13 protein-coding genes and 1 tRNA gene are annotated in these 17,230 nt (G+C 61.0%); 12 read left to right on the top strand and 2 right to left on the bottom strand.

Annotated features, from left to right (window positions below; all coding sequences use genetic code 11):
• Positions 1 to 252 precede the first annotated feature (252 nt).
• Positions 253 to 801 carry an outer membrane beta-barrel protein gene (locus NQ559_RS11875; protein ID WP_032134308.1) on the top strand — a complete coding sequence of 183 codons (549 nt, stop codon included), beginning with the start codon at positions 253 to 255 and terminating at the stop codon, positions 799 to 801.
• Between the two features lie 22 nt (positions 802 to 823).
• Here the strand turns inward: NQ559_RS11875 and terL are convergent, their stop codons facing one another.
• Positions 824 to 2,233, bottom strand: a complete 1,410-nt coding sequence (terL, locus tag NQ559_RS11870; protein WP_018696830.1) for a phage terminase large subunit — start codon at positions 2,231 to 2,233, stop codon at positions 824 to 826.
• A gap of 93 nt (positions 2,234 to 2,326) precedes the next feature.
• Between terL and NQ559_RS11865 the strand changes: the two genes are divergently transcribed.
• Complete coding sequence (locus NQ559_RS11865; protein WP_018696829.1) at positions 2,327 to 2,560, top strand: hypothetical protein; 234 nt, start codon at positions 2,327 to 2,329, stop codon at positions 2,558 to 2,560.
• Between the two features lie 294 nt (positions 2,561 to 2,854).
• Here NQ559_RS11865 and NQ559_RS11860 read toward each other — a convergent pair whose 3' ends face one another.
• Complete coding sequence (locus NQ559_RS11860) at positions 2,855 to 3,139, bottom strand: hypothetical protein (protein ID WP_018696827.1); 285 nt, start codon at positions 3,137 to 3,139, stop codon at positions 2,855 to 2,857.
• Positions 3,140 to 3,282: 143 nt separating this feature from the next.
• Between NQ559_RS11860 and NQ559_RS11855 the strand changes: the two genes are divergently transcribed.
• The 10 genes from NQ559_RS11855 (at position 3,283) to NQ559_RS11810 (ending at position 17,216) form a co-directional block, all read left to right on the top strand.
• Complete coding sequence (locus NQ559_RS11855) at positions 3,283 to 3,954, top strand: XRE family transcriptional regulator (RefSeq protein ID WP_018696826.1); 672 nt, start codon at positions 3,283 to 3,285, stop codon at positions 3,952 to 3,954.
• Positions 3,955 to 4,317: 363 nt separating this feature from the next.
• Entirely contained in the window at positions 4,318 to 5,241 is a 924-nt protein-coding gene (locus NQ559_RS11850) for an NYN domain-containing protein (RefSeq protein ID WP_018696825.1), read from the top strand.
• A 714-nt stretch (positions 5,242 to 5,955) separates the two neighbouring features.
• Positions 5,956 to 7,800, top strand: coding sequence for a 2-oxoacid:acceptor oxidoreductase subunit alpha (locus tag NQ559_RS11845; RefSeq protein WP_018696823.1), 1,845 nt, complete (start codon positions 5,956 to 5,958; stop codon positions 7,798 to 7,800).
• A gap of 4 nt (positions 7,801 to 7,804) precedes the next feature.
• On the top strand, positions 7,805 to 8,836 hold the full coding sequence (locus tag NQ559_RS11840) for a 2-oxoacid:ferredoxin oxidoreductase subunit beta (protein WP_018696822.1): 1,032 nt from the start codon (positions 7,805 to 7,807) through the stop codon (positions 8,834 to 8,836).
• 738 nt (positions 8,837 to 9,574) lie between these two features.
• Positions 9,575 to 9,648 (top strand) — tRNA-Ala (locus NQ559_RS11835).
• Between the two features lie 525 nt (positions 9,649 to 10,173).
• A complete protein-coding gene (locus NQ559_RS11830) occupies positions 10,174 to 10,905 on the top strand; it encodes a GntR family transcriptional regulator (protein WP_018696821.1) in 732 nt (243 codons plus the stop codon).
• Between the two features lie 17 nt (positions 10,906 to 10,922).
• Entirely contained in the window at positions 10,923 to 12,077 is a 1,155-nt protein-coding gene (locus NQ559_RS11825) for an MFS transporter (RefSeq protein ID WP_018696820.1), read from the top strand.
• 88 nt (positions 12,078 to 12,165) lie between these two features.
• Positions 12,166 to 14,514: a GH92 family glycosyl hydrolase gene (locus tag NQ559_RS11820; RefSeq protein WP_018696819.1), complete on the top strand. Its 2,349-nt coding sequence runs from the start codon at positions 12,166 to 12,168 to the stop codon at positions 14,512 to 14,514.
• A gap of 19 nt (positions 14,515 to 14,533) precedes the next feature.
• Entirely contained in the window at positions 14,534 to 15,436 is a 903-nt protein-coding gene (locus tag NQ559_RS11815; protein WP_018696818.1) for an ROK family protein, read from the top strand.
• Positions 15,437 to 15,449: 13 nt separating this feature from the next.
• Positions 15,450 to 17,216 carry a class I mannose-6-phosphate isomerase gene (locus NQ559_RS11810; protein WP_018696817.1) on the top strand — a complete coding sequence of 589 codons (1,767 nt, stop codon included), beginning with the start codon at positions 15,450 to 15,452 and terminating at the stop codon, positions 17,214 to 17,216.
• The last annotated feature ends 14 nt before the right edge of the window (positions 17,217 to 17,230 follow it).

Below are 17,230 nucleotides of genomic sequence, written 5' to 3'. Positions count from 1 at the left end.
GCAAACTAAATAACCATGGAGCCAAAGGTACGAAAAATCGGGGCGATTGGTTCCGCACGGGAAGATAATTTAACGCAGGCTTCACATTGCGCAGCCGCAACGGCAGTCTTTTCGGGGCGAGGAGTTCCGGTCGGGCGGTCGTCCAGAAGTGCGAAACGGCTTTTTTTACAGCAAAAAAACGCGGATTTTTGCTTTTTTTTCTAACTTAGAACCGCAAACACCACAAAACCACTAACCTTCAAATCGACAAGTATGAAAAAACTTCTCTTTCCGGTTCTGGCCCTAATGCTATGTATTCCGACCCTCTCTGCCCAAAGCAAGGGAGACAAATATGTCGGCGGAATAATCGGAATAACGACGACGTCGATCAGCATCGACGGCTCCTCCGCATCGCAGACGACATTCGGATTTGCGCCCGAATTCGGTTATTTCGCATCCGACAAGCTGCGTATCGGCGGCTCGATCGGATACCAACTGATTTCGGCTAACGGCGAAACGACGCACGGGCTGACGGCAGGCCCCAGCCTTGCCTATTACGTCAGACTATGCGACCGCTTCTACTACACGCCGCAGCTGGCGGTGGGATTCGCGTTCGCATCGACGGACGGAACCAGCGGATACGGCTTCGATGCAGGGTTGTCGCTCGGAGCGTTCGAAATCAGGCCGTCGTCCCATATCGGATTGTCGATCGGTCTCCTGACATTGGACTACAGCTATCTGTCGTATTCGGGAACGGGTGTGAACGGGGTCTCTTTCCAGCTCGGAATCAGCCCGACGGTCGGTTTCAAATATTACTTTTAGACCGCTAAAACCCGATCCCTGCCTACAGGAACCGGACACCTCTCACCCGGGCGCGGTTGCGGCCGGGGGCTTCGCGCTCGACGATACCGGTCACCACGTCGGCGGCATCGTGCCAGCGATTGGCGCGGAACCGGCGGCGATAGGTCGTCAGGTGGGCGTATAGCTCCGGCCAGCGCAGGTTCCAGCCCCGGGGAAAGCGCACGAGGTGCAGCACCGTGGCCGAATTGGAGAGGATACGCGCCTCCTTGTTGGCGCCTTGGTGGAACCATTCGATGCGCACGGAGGGTGCCAAAGCCTGCACCGAGCGTGCAAAACCACGGCCGCCGTTATTGCTTTCTATGGCCGCCTGCCGCGTATCGGAGCGCAGGAGCATCCCGGCCACGAGCGGCTCGGTGACCTCCATCGGTTCACGCGAATAGACGGCATCGGTGATGTAGACCACCCCGTCGGCATCGACCGCATACGAGAGCGAGCAGAGGTAGTCGTCGCCCGTATCGGCCGTATCGGTATAGTTGGCGCGGCGGACAATCTCGTGCGGCAGCTGGTCGTACTCGGCGAAGTTCAGCCCGTAGAGCAAACCCTCGCGGGACGAGGGATGCCCCTGGTACATACTTTCGAATTGCAGCGGGTCGAGCCGCCGTTTGGCTTCGAGCAACGCACGCCCCTGCTGCCCTTCCCACAACGCCTCGCCAGGGACACGGGGGTCGACCTCGGTAGGCGGCGAGGTTTTCAGCGCCTCGAAATTCAGATGCAGCCATGTGTCGGGGGACAGCCCGTCGAGCTGCGCCCAGCGGGTGAACTCGACGACGGGTTCACGCGCGGCGAGCGTGCCGATAAGGTCTTCTTCGTGCCAGCGTGTGAAGACGATCAGTTCGCGCGAGGCGTTGTGCATGCGCGTCCGCACGACCGAGGTATACCACTCCCAGCAATTGGCGCGGACGATGGGCGAATTGGCTTCGAGGGCATCCTTGTAGAGGTCGTCGAGGATGAAGCAGTCGACGCGGTTACCCGTGAGCGCCCCTTCGCGCCCGACGGAGAGCAGCCCGCCGCGGCGGCCGATGACCTCCACTTCGTCGGCCGTACGGATATAACCGGGCGGCTTCGCCCCCTGTTTGATGGTCGTGGCGGGAAAAAGCGCGGCATATTCGCGCGATTCGATGATACGTTGCACGCGGCGGTTGAATTTCGAAGCCAGCGCCCCGGAATAGGAGGCGATCGCAACGCGCAGGTCGGGATCGAGCCCCAGCACGTAGGCCGGAAGCAGTGTCGTCGCGCCGACGCTCTTGCCGTGCTGGGGCGGCATGGTGACGATCAGACGCCGGATGCGCCCGGCGGCAAAAGCCTCCAGCACACGGTAATACGCCCGGTGGAAGGGTTGCAGCTCGAGGAAGGGATAGACTGCCAGCGCGAATGTGCCGAACGAAGGGGGCACACCCGCAGCGGAGGAGGGAGCCCCGGACGACCCGGCTCCATCCGTGCAGACCGCCCCGCACCCGGGCACGGCGGGCCGGCCGGCAATAGCACCTTGGGCGGGGGAAGCAGGCCGGACGGGCGCGGCGGAAATATCGGGCGCGACGGGCTGGCCGGGTGTGCCGGGTGTGCCCGGTGTGCCGGGCAGATCGCAAGGATCGGGCTGACCGGAGAGTACAGACTGGACGCAGGAAAGGGGCTGGCCGGGCGCGGCGCGAAGGCCGGGCACAGCGGAAATGTCGGGTGCGACGGAAATATCGCCGGGAACGGACTGATCGCAGGGAACTGATTGGTCACTGGGAACGGAAGATCCGGTGGGAACTGGCTGGTCGGGTGCGACAAACTGGACGCTGGAAAGGGGCTGGCCGGGCACGGCGCGAAGGCCGGGGAAATCGGGATCGAGGATGGCGGCAGGTACGAAAACCTCTGCGGAAGGAATTTCCGCAGAGGCCGGGTCGGTTTTAACAGACATTGGTTTGGTTTTTGAACCCTATGCGCGGCGCCGCGGCGGGAGGTTCGGAAGAAAATGACGTTCCGGCGGCTGCGCCGGGCCCGGAGGGATGGCCGGAACGGTTGGGGCGGACTACACGTAGCGCTTCAGCTCGGAGAAATCGAAATCGTTGAGCACTTCGCCCCCGGCTTGCGTGGTGTGGAATTCCCACCAGACAGGCACGAGATCCGTAACGGGGTGCCGTACCCCTTCGGGCAGCGAAACGCGGCCGCGGTAGACGATGACCGACGCCGTGAGGCGGCAGTCCGTATCGCCGAAGCGGAACGCAAGTGAACCCGAAAAATAGTTCCCGCCGTCGATGGCGTCCGACAACCGTGCCGCCGCCTCATGGTAAAGTTCAGATGAAACCGAATACATAGTTGATAATTAGCAAGATTTTTGCAAATAAATTTGCAGGCAGAAATAAATTGTTTAACTTTGCAGGACAAAGATAGGTTAAAATATTGAATTTCCAAATAAAATATTCAATTTTTTAATATAAAATTTTCCGATTAAAAGCTATGAACGAACGGGTAAAACTGATACGGAAACAGTTGGGGATGACGCAAGAACAACTGGCACAGCGGCTTGGCATCGGCAAGGCGGCCCTCTCGATGATCGAGACCGGGAAGGCGGGTCTCTCGGCACGCAACCGGAACATCCTGGTTCAGGAATTGAACGTAAATCCTGAATGGCTCGAAGGCGGCAAGGGCAACATGTTCAACGCCGAACCCGACCTGACAGCTTACATGCACCGCACGGACAATTCGCTGCCGTTGCAGAGCGTGCCTCTCTACTCGATCGAGGGCACGGCGGGGCTGGTACCGCTGTTCGCCGACCAGGCGCAAGCCAAACCCGTGAATTTCATCCACATTCCCAACCTGCCCAAATGCGACGGCGCCATATATATCGTAGGGGATTCGATGTACCCGCTGCTCAAAAGCGGCGACATCGTACTTTACAAACAGCTGGGCGACATCAACGACATCTTCTGGGGCGACATGTATCTGCTGTCGATCGACATCGACGGCGAGGAGTACGTGACGGTGAAATACATTCAGAAATCCGACCGCGAGGGGTATGTGAAACTCGTGAGCCAGAACCCGCACCACGCAGACAAGGACGTGGCAATCAACCGCATAAGGGCAATCGCGCTGGTCAAGGCCAGCATCAGGATGAACTCGATCCGGTAGCGGGCCCGGACAGGGGCGGACAAGCCCCGAAACAGAGGCGGAAGCAGGCACGACGAACGCACACGCCTGCTTGCGCCTTTATCATGCAATGCGGGCAATGCCCTGCGGCTGCCGCAGCGAGCAGGCCGCAGCGAAGCGACTCAGAACGGGGCGCACGCCCGCCCGTCTCTCCCGGGAAACTGTCCCGGCGGCAGCGCACGACGAACGTCGAGGCAAACCCGCTGCCGGACGCCGTACTGCAAAAACGGCACAGCAGAAGCGGGAAGGGCGGAACCCGGAGCCGGGAGCCTGCCACGAAAGAAGATGGATCGGCATCCCGAATCCAAAAAAATTCGTATCTTTCGGAAATAAAACAGACCCGACATGGAACTATCCGATAAAAAATTCGCGGTGCTGATCGACGCCGACAACATCTCGCACCGGAAAATCAAGGACATACTCGACGAAATCGCCAACTACGGCACGCCGACGATCAAGCGTATCTACGGCGATTTCACCGACCCGAAGTTCGCGGCATGGAAAAGCGTGCTGCTCGAGAATTCGATCACCCCGATCCAGCAATACGCCTACACGACAGGCAAGAACGCGACGGATTCGGCGCTGATAATCGACGCGATGGACATCCTGCACAAAGAGTCGGTCAACGGATTCTGCATCGTGTCGAGCGACAGCGACTACACCCGCCTGGCAAGCCGCATCCGCGAATCGGGACGGGAGGTGCTCGGTTTCGGAGAAAAGAAAACCCCCAAGCCGTTCATCAAATCGTGCGACAAATTCATCTATGTAGAGATACTCGGACAGCCCGCACCGGCACCGACAACGGCCGTTACGCCGGCAACGGCGCCGGCAGCCAAAGCTGCGGCACCGAAAAAGCCCGCGAAAAAACATCAGGGGCGCAATGCACCCGAAACAGACATGCCGGAAGCAGCCGTCGCGGAACACGTTGCTGCGGAGGCTGCCCCCGCAGAACCCGCCGCTGCGGAGAAGAAGGCCGCCCCGGCTCCGGATACGGCACAGCCCCAGCCGATCATTCGTCCGATCGACGAGGATTTCAAAACACTGCTCGCAAACACGATCGAAGACGCCGCCGACGACAGCGGTTGGGCCTTCCTCGGAATCGTAGGCGGGGTACTCACCAAGAAGATGCCGGATTTCGACCCCCGCAATTACGGGTACAAAAAACTGTCGCTGCTGGTAAAATCCCTTTCGAAAATAGTCGAGATCGAAGAGCGCCCGTCGGAAAATAAGGAGCTGAAACTCGTTTACGTCCGAAACCGTATCCGGTAGACGTCCAAGCCTGCCCGCCCCGGCAACCGAACCACGCGGGGATCACGGGCGCCCATGCAAAATACGCCGGACAGGCCCCCCGCAAGATTTTCCGGGCCACTATCCCTGCAGGATTTCCCGGCCGGATGCGGCATAACAAACACGTTACGGCAACGAGGCCGCTGCAACGCAATTTTGCAGCGGCCTTTCGTATAACCCCCAATGCGGGTTGCGTGCCCGGAACGGGGGCTGCCCGGATGCTGTCCGGGGCGGGACAGGGCGCATGGGACGGCACGGGAAGTTCGGCGAAGGAAGCGACATAAAAGCGGCGGGAAGAGCCACGGGAACAATGCAAGACCAGCCGAAACAGCAGAAAGAACAACGGCAGGAACAGCGGCGGGGCAAGATGGGAACAGCGGCGGAAGCAACAGCAGGGAGAACGGAAGAAGGCAAATTACAGCGAAAAATCCGGAGCAGCACTTACAATCCGGAAGCAGCATTCGCAAAAAATTTTAATAATAAGGCCGCTATCAAATCGCAACCAAATTCACAAATCCGGTAACAAATAAAACACAAAACGAGCCGCCAAAAGCAGGATTATCAGCAACACGGAGGCGCAAAGAGAAAAACCCGGCGGATACGGGCTGCAAAAAAGTCACCCGTCGTGAACAATTTGACAATAAATTTATATATTTGTGATATTGTTTTCAAAACCCTACTAATCCGAAACAAGACATGGACAAAACCAATGTACGGGAGTTGCAGGATGTCGTGATCCGCTTTTCCGGCGACTCGGGCGACGGCATGCAGCTTACGGGCACGCTTTTCTCAGACACCTCGGCGCTGCTCGGGAACGGGATCTCGACCTTCCCCGACTACCCCGCCGAAATCCGCGCGCCGCAGGGTACCGTGGCGGGCGTATCGGGATTCCAGGTTCACTTCGGCAGCCACCGGGAGCTGAATCCCGGCGACTACTGCGACGTGCTGGTAGCGATGAACCCCGCAGCGCTCAAGGCCAACCGCAAATGGCTCAAACCGGGTGCGACGGTCATCATCGACGGCGATTCGATCACCGAAGACCACCTCAAAAAGGCGTGCTTCGCCACGCTCGACCCCATCGCCGAGCTGAAACTCGACGAGTACAACGTAGTAATCCCCGGCATCACCACGATGACACGCGACGCGCTCCGGGAGACCGGCCTCGACAACAAGAGCGTGACCAAGTGCAAAAACATGTTCGCACTGGGTATCTGCTTCTACCTGTTCGACCGGCCGGAGGCTTACGCATTCAAATACATCGAAACCAAATTCGCAAAGAAGAACCCCGCCATCGCCGAAGCCAACAAGCTGGCCATCCAGGCGGGATACAATTACGCAGCCAATACGCACCAGTTCGCAAACACCTATACCGTAGCGCCCGCACCGCTCGAAAAAGGCACCTACCGCTCGATCAGCGGCAACGTCGCCACGGCATGGGGACTGTGCGCCGCAGCCGAAAAGGCCGGGTTGCCGCTCTTCTGCGGCTCGTACCCGATCACCCCGGCCACCGTAATCCTCGAAGAGCTGGCCAAGCGCAAAGACCTCGGGGTGAAGACCGTCCAGGCCGAAGACGAAATCGCGGGCATCTGCACCGCCATCGGCGCAGCTTTCGCCGGCAACTTCGCCGTGACGACCACCTCGGGCCCCGGCCTGTCGCTCAAGAGCGAGGCGCTGGGACTGGCCGTGATGACTGAGCTGCCGCTGGTGGTGGTCGACGTACAGCGCGGCGGCCCCTCGACGGGACTTCCGACCAAGACCGAGCAGAGCGACCTCTCGCAGGCGCTCTACGGCCGCAACGGCGAGTGCCCCGTGATCGTCGTGGCGGCATCGTCGCCCAGCGACTGTTTCCACTACGCATTCGAGGCCGGGCGCCTGGCCATGGAGCATATGACCCCCGTGATCCTGCTGACCGACGGGTTCATCGCCAACGGCTCGGAGCCGTGGCGCATCCCTGCGATGAAGGACTACCCGGCCATCACCCCGCCGATCGTGGACGAGGCCCCCGAAGGCGGTTTCATGCCCTACGTGCGCAACGAAAACCTGGCCCGCGGCTGGGCATTCCCCGGCAAGACGGGACTGGAACACCGTGTCGGCGGCCTTGAAAAGGACTGCGTAAAGGGTTGTATCTCGCACGACCCGTCGAACCACCAGAAAATGGTGCGCACCCGCGCCGAAAAGGTGGCGAAAGCCGTCGACGACATCCCGGCACAGGCCGTATGGGGCGCCCCGGAAGGCGACCTGCTGGTGGTCGGCTGGGGAGGTACACGCGGACACCTGCAAAACGCCGTCGACCAGATGCGCGCCGAAGGCAAGCGCGTTTCGCTGTGCCATTTCAACTACATCAACCCGCTGCCGCACGGCGTACGCGAGATATTCTCGAAATTCCGCAAGATCGTCGTCTGCGAGCTGAACGAAGGGCAGTTCGCCAACTACCTGCGCCAGAGTTTGCAGGAGTTCCGCTACGAACAGTACAACAAGTGCGAGGGCCTGCCCTTCACGGTTGCAGAGCTTTGCCAAAAATTCGAATCCTTATTGAAATAACGCCATGGCAGAATACAAATACACCCCCGCGGATTTCAAAAGCGACCAGGAGGTACGCTGGTGCCCCGGATGCGGCGACCACGCCATCCTCAGCGCCGTACAGCGCGCGCTGCCCGAGATCGCCGACGCGACCGACACGCCGCACAACCTTTTCACGTTCGTGTCGGGCATCGGCTGCTCGTCGCGGTTCATCTATTATATGAAGACCTACGGGTTCCATTCGGTGCACGGCCGCGCCAACGCCGTGGCCACGGGCGTCAAGGTCGCCAACCCGCGCCTCAGCGTCTGGGTCACCACGGGCGACGGCGACTCGCTGGCCATCGGCGGCAACCACTTCATACACGCCATCCGCCGCAATGTCGACCTGAACGTCATACTCTTCAACAACGAGATCTACGGCCTCACCAAGGGGCAGTACTCCCCCACCTCGAAGCTGGGCAAGATCACCAAGACCTCGCCCTACGGCACGGTCGAAAAGCCGTTCAACCCCGGCGAACTGGTGATCGGCGCCAAAGGCACGTTCTTCGCCCGCTCGGTCGACATGGAGGTGCAGCTTTCGAAGGAGTGCATGGTGGCCGCAGCGATGCACAAAGGCATGTCGGTGATCGAAGTCCTGCAAAACTGCGTGATTTTCAACGACAAGACCCACGCTGCATTCGCCGCCGACAAGGCTACGCGCGCCGAACGTACGATCACGCTGCGCCACGGCGGGAAAATGCTGTTCGGGGCCAACATGGAGAAGGGAATCGTCTTCGAGGACATGAAGCTCAAGGTCGTGACCGTCGGCCAGGACGGCTACACGCTGGACGATGTGCTGACGCACGACGCCCACGAGCGCGACACGACGCTGCACTCGATGCTGGCGGCGATGAAATATCCCGAATACCCCGTTGCCCTGGGCGTGATCCGCGCTGTCGAGGACGCCACGGTTTACGACCGCGAGGTGGCCCGGCAGGTCGAGGAGGTCAAGGCACAGAGCAAGATCCGCTCGGTGGACGAGTTGCTGCATTCGGGCGCCACGTGGGAGATCGAATAACGGACACGACACTGACCGGGGAGCCATCCCGCATATGGGAAAGCCGGCGCTTCAGGCGCCGGCTTTTTCCATGGGGCGGGACAAACAAACGGCAACCCGGAGGAAGGATCGCCCGACACCCTCCTGTATGCCGCAAGCCCCCCCCGCCTGCCGGCACGAAAGCCCCGGACGGCGCAACACCAAGGATGGGGCGGCTCGCCCCAAAGACAGGACAGCGCAACATCAGGGCTGGAGCGGCGCAACCCCAAAAACGGAACCTCGCAACGTCAGGGATGGAGCGGTGCAACCCAAAAAACGAAATCGCGCGACATCAGAGCTGGAGCGGCGCAAGCAAAAAAACGGAGCGGCGCAACGTCGGGTACGAAGCAATGTAACCCCATAGACAGGACGGCGCAACCTTCACGGAGCTCGGTATCTTTCGAAGCCGGAAATCAGCGTCCCGGCAGACGGTTCGGCCATACGCACGGAGCAATATGCAGGGAGACGGCACAGGCCGCACGGGCTTGCAAAGGCAGCGGCGGCAGAAACCTCACCGCGCATTAGCATCCCATACGGACGTAGGTACTACCCGCAAAGACGCGGCAACAGTCTCATAATCCACGTGGCAGGCGAAAAAACGGCTGCGGACGCCTCCGGCCCTACCCTTTATCCGAACGGTAGCAATGGCAATTCAACAGTTGATTTTTTGCGTCCGCTATTTGGAAATAAAAAAATTTCCGTTATCTTTGCACCCACAACGGGGGATTAGCTCAGTTGGCTAGAGCGCTTGCATGGCATGCAAGAGGTCACCAGTTCGACCCTGGTATTCTCCACAACCCCGGTAAGGATGGACACAAGTCCATCCTTATTTTTTTATCGGAATCCGTCCCCTGCATCCACAAATATCCCCTCTATCATCCTGCAGCGACCGGGCGCAGACTGGGCGCGGCACCATCCGGATACGGACAAAACCGCGGGCAGGCTCGGCTCAGGCAAAAAAAGCAATCGGCCACAAAAAAAACGCAATCACCAGTAATACAGGACAATGACAGGCAACGAACGAGGCTTTTGAAAAAAATATCCGCCCTGTACCGACATTATCGGGAACATAGATTTTGACAATTCGGATATTTTACGTTTATTTGCATGAACATATTGACAAATATCAGAACATATACAAGATACAAAGGGGAACATAGCGGGTCGAACAGGGTAAAAATTCCCCTCAGGAATGACTCAGGGGAAAGCCCCCCGGGAAAGGCCTGCGCCGATGCCCGCAGCAAATCGCCCTACGCGCCATGCTATACGCCGATCCCGGCACGGCTATAATCCGGGGATAACACAAAAGCCCGAACGACATGAAATTACAACTCGACCCGAACTCTTCCAAACCGCTGCACCAGCAGGCCGAGGATCTGCTGCGCCGGATGATCCAGCAGGAAGAGTACCGCAAAGGCAAACTGCTTCCCAACGAGGTGGAGCTATCCAAAGAACTGAACATCTCGCGCAACACCCTGCGGCAGGCCATCAACCGGCTGGTGTTCGAAGGGCTGCTCATCCGCAAGAAAGGATACGGGACGACCGTGGCGCCCCAGAACGTGATGAGCAACGCCCGCAACTGGATGAGTTTTTCGCAGGAGATGCACGCACAGGGCATGGTCGTGCAGAATTTCGAACTGCACATCAGCCGCAAGACGCCGCCCGCCGAGGCTTCCGAGTTTCTCAATGCCCCGGAAGGAGCCAGGCTGCTGTGCCTGGAGCGCCTGCGCGGACGCCCGAACCTGCCGTTCGTCTATTTCATCTCCTATTTCAACCCCGCGATCCCGATGACCGGAGAAGAGGACATGGCGCTCCCGCTCTACGAAAACCTCCGGAAGAATTACGGCATCGTCGTCAAGACCTCGCGCGAGATGGTATATGCCCGCAGCGCAAACGCGGAGCTGGCCGAAAAGCTCGACATCAACGAAGGGGAGCCGATCCTCGTCCGCAAACGCTTCGTGCTCGACGTAAACGACACCCCGGTGGAATATAACATCGGCTATTACCGCGCCGACAGTTTCACCTACTCGATCGAATTCATCAACGGCTGACAAATACTACAACCCAAATGAACAAGTCACTCCACAAATTACTGCCCGTCCTGTTCGGTTTCTTCGTCATGGGCTTCTGCGACGTGGTCGGTATCTCGACCAGCTATGTCCAGCAAGATTTCGGGCTCAGCGAAACCCTCGCCGGATTCATCCCCTCGATGGTCTTCATCTGGTTCCTGCTGCTTTCGATTCCGGCGGCCCTCGCCATGAACCGCCTCGGCCGCAAGAACATGGTACAGATCAGCAACGGCATCACGGCCGTCGGTATGCTGATCCCGTTCGTACACTACAACCTTGCCACGTGCATGACGGCATTCGTGCTGCTGGGCATCGGCAATACGATCCTCCAGGTATCGCTCAACCCGCTGCTCACCAACGTGGTCAAGGGGGACGCGCTGACCAGTTCGCTGACCGCAGGCCAGGTCGTCAAGGCCGTCTCGTCGTTCTGCGGCCCCTTCATCGCCGCATTCGCCGCCGGCACGCTGGGCAACTGGCAATACCTCTTCCCGATCTTCGCGCTCATCACGCTGCTCTCGGCCGCATGGCTCATGTGCACCCCCATCCGCGAAGAGGCCGAAGCGCCGCAGGCCTCGCCCGTCGGTGCGACGTTCGCCCTGCTGAAAGACCGCACGGTACTCCTCCTCTTCCTCGGGATCGTCTTCGTCGTCGGCGTCGACGTGGGGATGAATACCGTGGCGCCCAAGCTGCTGATCGAACGCGGCGGTTACCCCGTCGAGCAGGCCGGACTCGGGTCGAGCGTTTACTTCGTCTGCCGCACGGTCGGTGCGCTGATCGGTTCGATCCTGCTGGTGCGCATGAACGACGTGCGTTATTTCCGCATCCACATCTTCGCGGCCATCGCCGCCATGGCCGTCCTCTACTTCGTACAGGGTACCGTGGGAATGCTGGCGCTGGTCGGACTGATCGGCTTCGCCTGCTCGAGCATCTTCTCGGTGATCTACTCGACGGCGCTGAAATGCCATCCGGAAAAAGCCAACGAGATTTCGGGGCTGATGATCACGGGGGTCTGCGGCGGCGCCGTCATCCCGCCCCTGATGGGCTTCACGACCGACCTCCTGGGCAGCCAGACCGGTTCGCTGCTGGTCATTTCTGCCTGTATGCTCTACCTGGCAGGCTGCGCCCTCGCCCTGCGCAGGTTCGCCGCGAAATAGACGGACGCCACGCACCTCATGTATATACATTAAACAGAAAACCATATAACCCAAAGGCGGCCGCAACGGCCGCCGGCAAACATCAACGATGAAAAAACACCTGCACAAACTGATCCTCTTCTCCGCGACGGCCTGTCTGTCGGCATGTACGGCCCAGGAGCCGCTGACGGACTACGTCGACCCGCGCATCGGCACCGCACATTCGCGGTGGTTCTTCTTCACCCCGGCGGCCGTACCGTTCGGCATGGCCAAACTGGCTCCGACGACCGACGGCCACCTGGGGAATCCCAACGGCTGGGAAGCCGTGGGCTACGACTCACGCCACACCTCGATCGAGGGCTTCGCCAACTTCCACGAGTTCCAGGTCGGCGGCGTGGTGGTGGCTCCGACGGTCGGCGAACTTCAGACCGTACCCGGGCCGCTCGACAACCCCGACGCGGGCTACCGTTCACGCTTCGACAAGAAGGACGAGGTGGCGCGCCCCGGCTACTACTCCGTGCTGCTGAAGGATTACGGCGTCAAGGCCGAACTGACGGCCACCGAACGGGTCGGGTTCCACCGCTATACCTTCCCGGCAACGGAGGAGGCGAACCTGATCTTCAACATCGGGACGCGCATGGGCGAAAGCGGCCCGGTGCGCGACGCGTCGGTGACCTACACCGACGACGGACGTATCGAGGGCTGGGTGGTGACCGAGCCCGCCTATGTCGACATTTACCAGAAAGGTGCCACGGTGACAATGTATTTCAGCGCCGTACTCGATGCCGAGCCTGCGGCCTGGGGCGCGTTCAGCGGCGAGCAAACCTTCGTGGGGGAGCGCAGCCGCACAGGCGCCGGAGCAGGGCTCTACCTGCGTTTCGACACCCGCGAGCGTCAGCAGGTGGGGCTGAAGATCGGCCTGTCGTACACGTCGGTGGAGAACGCGCGGCTGAACCTCGAAAAGGAGGCTGCCGGCAAAGATTTCGACCGGGTGCGCCGCGAGGCGAACGACACGTGGGAAGAGGCGCTGGGCCGGCTTCGCGTCGAGGGCGGCCTGCACGATGACCGCGTGAAGTTCTACACGGGGCTGTTCCACGCCCTGCTGGGACGCGGCCTGGCCAACGACGTGAACGGGGCCTATCCGGCCAACGACGGCACGGTCGGACAAATTGCCCTCGACGGTGCGGGCAGGCCGGTGCACGACTATTACAATACCGATGCGATCTGGGGCGCCTACTGGAACCTCACGCAGCTGTGGAGCATCGCCTATCCCGAATACTATGCCGACTGGGTGGCAAGCCAGCTGCTGGTCTACAAGGACGCCGGATGGCTCGGCGACGGCATCGCATGCAGCAAGTACGTCTCGGGCGTAGGCACCAACTTCACGGGGCTCGCCATTGCCGCGGCCTACAACTGCGGCATCCGCAACTTCGACGTGGCGCTGGGCTACCAGGCCGCCCGCAAGAACGAGCTGGGCAGCGAAGGCCGCCCGGCCGGCGCGGGCAAACTGGACGTGGGGAAATTCGTCAGTCAGGGCTATTCGCCCTACCTGCCCGAACTGGGCATGCAGACCACGCCCGACGGCTCGGGATTCGCGGCATCGCATACGCTCGAATACTCGTTCAGCGCCTATGCCGTCGCGCAGATGGCCCGCCAGTTGGGCCATGAGGCCGATTACGAGCAGCTCAAGAAGCTCTCGGGCGGGTGGGAGCTGCTTTTCGACCCCGAAACCAAGTACATCCGGCCGCGGGATCGCAGCGGTGAATTCATCGCCGACTTCGACCCCTATGCGGCATGGGCCGGATTCCAGGAGGGCAATGCCGTGCAGTACACCTACTACGTGCCCCACGACATCGACCGGCTGGTCGAGATGGTCGGCCGCGAGGAGTTCAACAACCGCCTCGACAGCACGTTCCTCATCTCGCGCGAGAGCGTCTTCGGCGGCGGCAAGACGATCAATGCCTTTGCGGGAGTCCATGCCTATTACAACCACGGCAACCAACCGAACCTCCACATCTCGGCGCTGTTCAACTTCTCGGGCAAACCGTGGCTCTCGCAGAAATGGATGCGCACGATCTGCAACGAATTCTACGGCACGGAGGAGATCCACGGCTACGGCTACGGGCAGGACGAAGACCAGGGACAGCTGGGGGCATGGTACGTCATGGCCTCGATGGGGCTCTTCGACGCGAAGGGGCTCACCGCCCCCGACCCGACGTTCCAGATCGGCAGCCCCTTGTTCGACAAGGTGACGATCCGCCTCAACCCCGATTACTACACGGGCAAGGAGTTCGTGATCGAAACGACGGGCAACACGCCGGAGAATTACTATATCGGTTCGCTGGAACTGGACGGCAAACCCTTGCAGAGCGTACAGCTTCCCTTCGCCGAAGTGGTCGGCGGCGGCACGCTGCGGGTGAACCTCGCCGCGGAGCCCAACACCCGGCTGAACAAATAACTACGAAAAATATACCGTCATGGCACAATCGGCACATAATCGCTACGCCCTGGGCGTGGACATCGGCGGCAGCCATGTCTGCTCGGCGGTGGTAGACCTCGCCACGGGGCAACTGTGCGGGGAACCGCACACGGACAAAGTCGACGCGGCGGCCGGGGCCCGCACGATCGCCGGGGCCTGGGCCGCGAACATCCGGCGCACGGCCGCGGCATCGGGCATCGGACGCATCCGGTGCGCAGGCTTCGCCTTCCCCGGGCCGTTCGACTACGAGCGGGGCATTTCGCTGATCCGGGGCGTGCGGAAGTTCGAGCGCATCTACGGGCTCGACGTCGCGGCGACGCTCTACCCGCTGCTGCGGGAGTGCGGCACGGAGGAGTTCCGCTATGTCAACGACGCGGCGGCCTTCGCGCTGGGCGAATGCCTCGGCGGGGTCGCGGACGACGCCGAACGCGTAGTGGCGCTGACGCTCGGCACGGGCGTCGGGTCGGGCTTCGTGGCCGGCCGCAGGCTGGTGACCTCGGGCGACGAGGTGCCCGCCAACGGCTGGGTATACTGCCTGCCGTTCGAAGGGGGCATCGTCGATGAGGCCTTCTCGACCCGCTGGGTATGCGGCCGCTACCGGGAGCTGACCGGGCAGGAGATAAGCGGCGCACGCGAAGCTGCCGAACGCCATGCGGAAGACCCCGCGGCACGGCGCCTGTTCGACGAATACGGGGAGCGGCTGGCGGCATTCGCAGCCCCCGTGGCGGAACGCTTCCGCGCCGACATGCTGGTGCTCGGCGGGAATATCTCGCGGGCCTACCCGCTGTTCGGGCCCGCCATGGAACGCCGGCTCGAAGCCGACGGCCACCGGATCAGGATAGGGCTCCCGGCCCGGCCCGACCATGCCGCCCTGATCGGCGCAGCATCGTTATTCATATAACCAAACAATAGTTATGTCTCTTTTAAGGAAAACAACACAGAACCCACTTCCGGTATGCAAACCGGAAACCGGAAAAAACCAATACGACATCTACCCGACACATGACCTCGGGGCGGATAAGATTTTCTGCGACTACACGTCGCTGGCACGGCGGCTGGCCGGGCAAAAGCAGGTTGTCGTCGACGGCTATGTCGGCGTACGCTTCGACCTCTTCCGGCAGGAGCTGAACCGTGCGCTCACGCAGCTGGGCATCCGCCCCGTGTGGTGGAGCGTCGACGCGGCCCTGCGGCCGCAGGAGGAGATCGAGCGCCTGGTCGCCCCCTATCTGGGCGGCGACGACCCGATCTTCGGCTTCCGCACCCCGCTGCGGCTGGAGGAGTTCTTCGACGGGGAAAAACTGCGGGCGATCGCACCCGACCCCGAGGCGGAGATGAACATACTCGTCGGCACCGGCGCCGCGCTGGCCGGCTGGCAGGGCGAGTTGGTCTATATCGACATCCCGAAGAACGAGATCCAGTTCCGCTCGCGTGCGGGCAGCATCGCCAACCTGGGGGCCACGCAGCCCGAACCCCCGAAAAAGATGTACAAGCGGTTCTATTTCGTCGACTGGGTCGTACTGAACCGCCACAAGAAGGAGCTGCTGCCCCGCATCGGCATAATCGTCGACGGGCAGCGCGAAGGGGAGATCACCTGGGCCGAGGGCACCGACCTGCGCCGCGGCCTGGAGCACCTCGCCGCAAACGGATTCCGCGTCCGGCCGTGGTTCGAACCCGGGGCGTGGGGAGGCCAATGGATCCGCGAACACATCGGCGCACTACCCCACGACGTGCCCAACTACGCATGGTCGTTCGAGCTGATCGTACCGGAAAACGGGCTGATCTTCGGCAGCGACGGCAAGATGCTCGAAGTGTCGTTCGACATGGTGATGTTCCAGGGCGGCGAGCAGGTCGTCGGCAGCGCGTGCTACGACGCATACGGCGACGAATTCCCGATCCGCATGGACTACCTCGACAACTTCGACGGCGGCAACCTTTCGATCCAGTGCCACCCGCAGCGGGAATATATCCGCAGGAATTTCGGCGAGGTACTGACTCAGGAGGAGACTTACTATATCCTCGACACGGCACCCGGGTCGGTCGTATACCTCGGGTTCAAAGAGGATATCGACCCTGCGAAGTTCGAACGGGCGCTGACCGAAAGCTTCGAAAAAGGCACGGAACTCGACGTGCCGCGCTACATCAACGCCGAACAGTCGGCGCGGCACGACCTGTTCCTCATACCGCCGGGCACGCTCCACAGCTCGGGACGCAACAACCTCGTGCTGGAGATCAGCACCACGCCTTACATCTTCACATTCAAGATGTACGACTGGCTGGCGCTCGACCTCGACGGGAAACCGCGCCCGCTGAACATCCGCCGCGCAATGGAGAACCTCTGCTTCGACCGCAAGGGCGAAACCGTGAAACGGGAGCTGGTGTCGCACCCCGCGCTGCTCGACAAGGGGGCGGACTGGGAACTGTGGCACCTGCCCACGCACCGCAACCACTCCTACGACGTGCACCGTTACAAGCTCAACACCTCGGTGGAGGTCGCAACGCAGGGAAAATGCCATGTCCTGAACCTGGTCGAGGGCGAAAGCGCCGAGGTCGAAACCGCGGGCGGCAGCCGCTTCCGTCTGAGCTATGCCGAAACGCTGGTAATTTCGGCGGCGGCAGGCTCCTACCGCATCGTCAACACCTCGGGGCGCGAGATCATGGTCGTGAAGGCTTTTATGAAATAACGGGTATATTCCCG

Source organism: Alistipes onderdonkii, assembly GCF_025145285.1.
Classification (GTDB): domain Bacteria; phylum Bacteroidota; class Bacteroidia; order Bacteroidales; family Rikenellaceae; genus Alistipes; species Alistipes onderdonkii.
The sequence above is the reverse complement of the archived record's forward strand: the minus strand, read 5'-3'. Positions and strand labels throughout refer to the sequence as shown.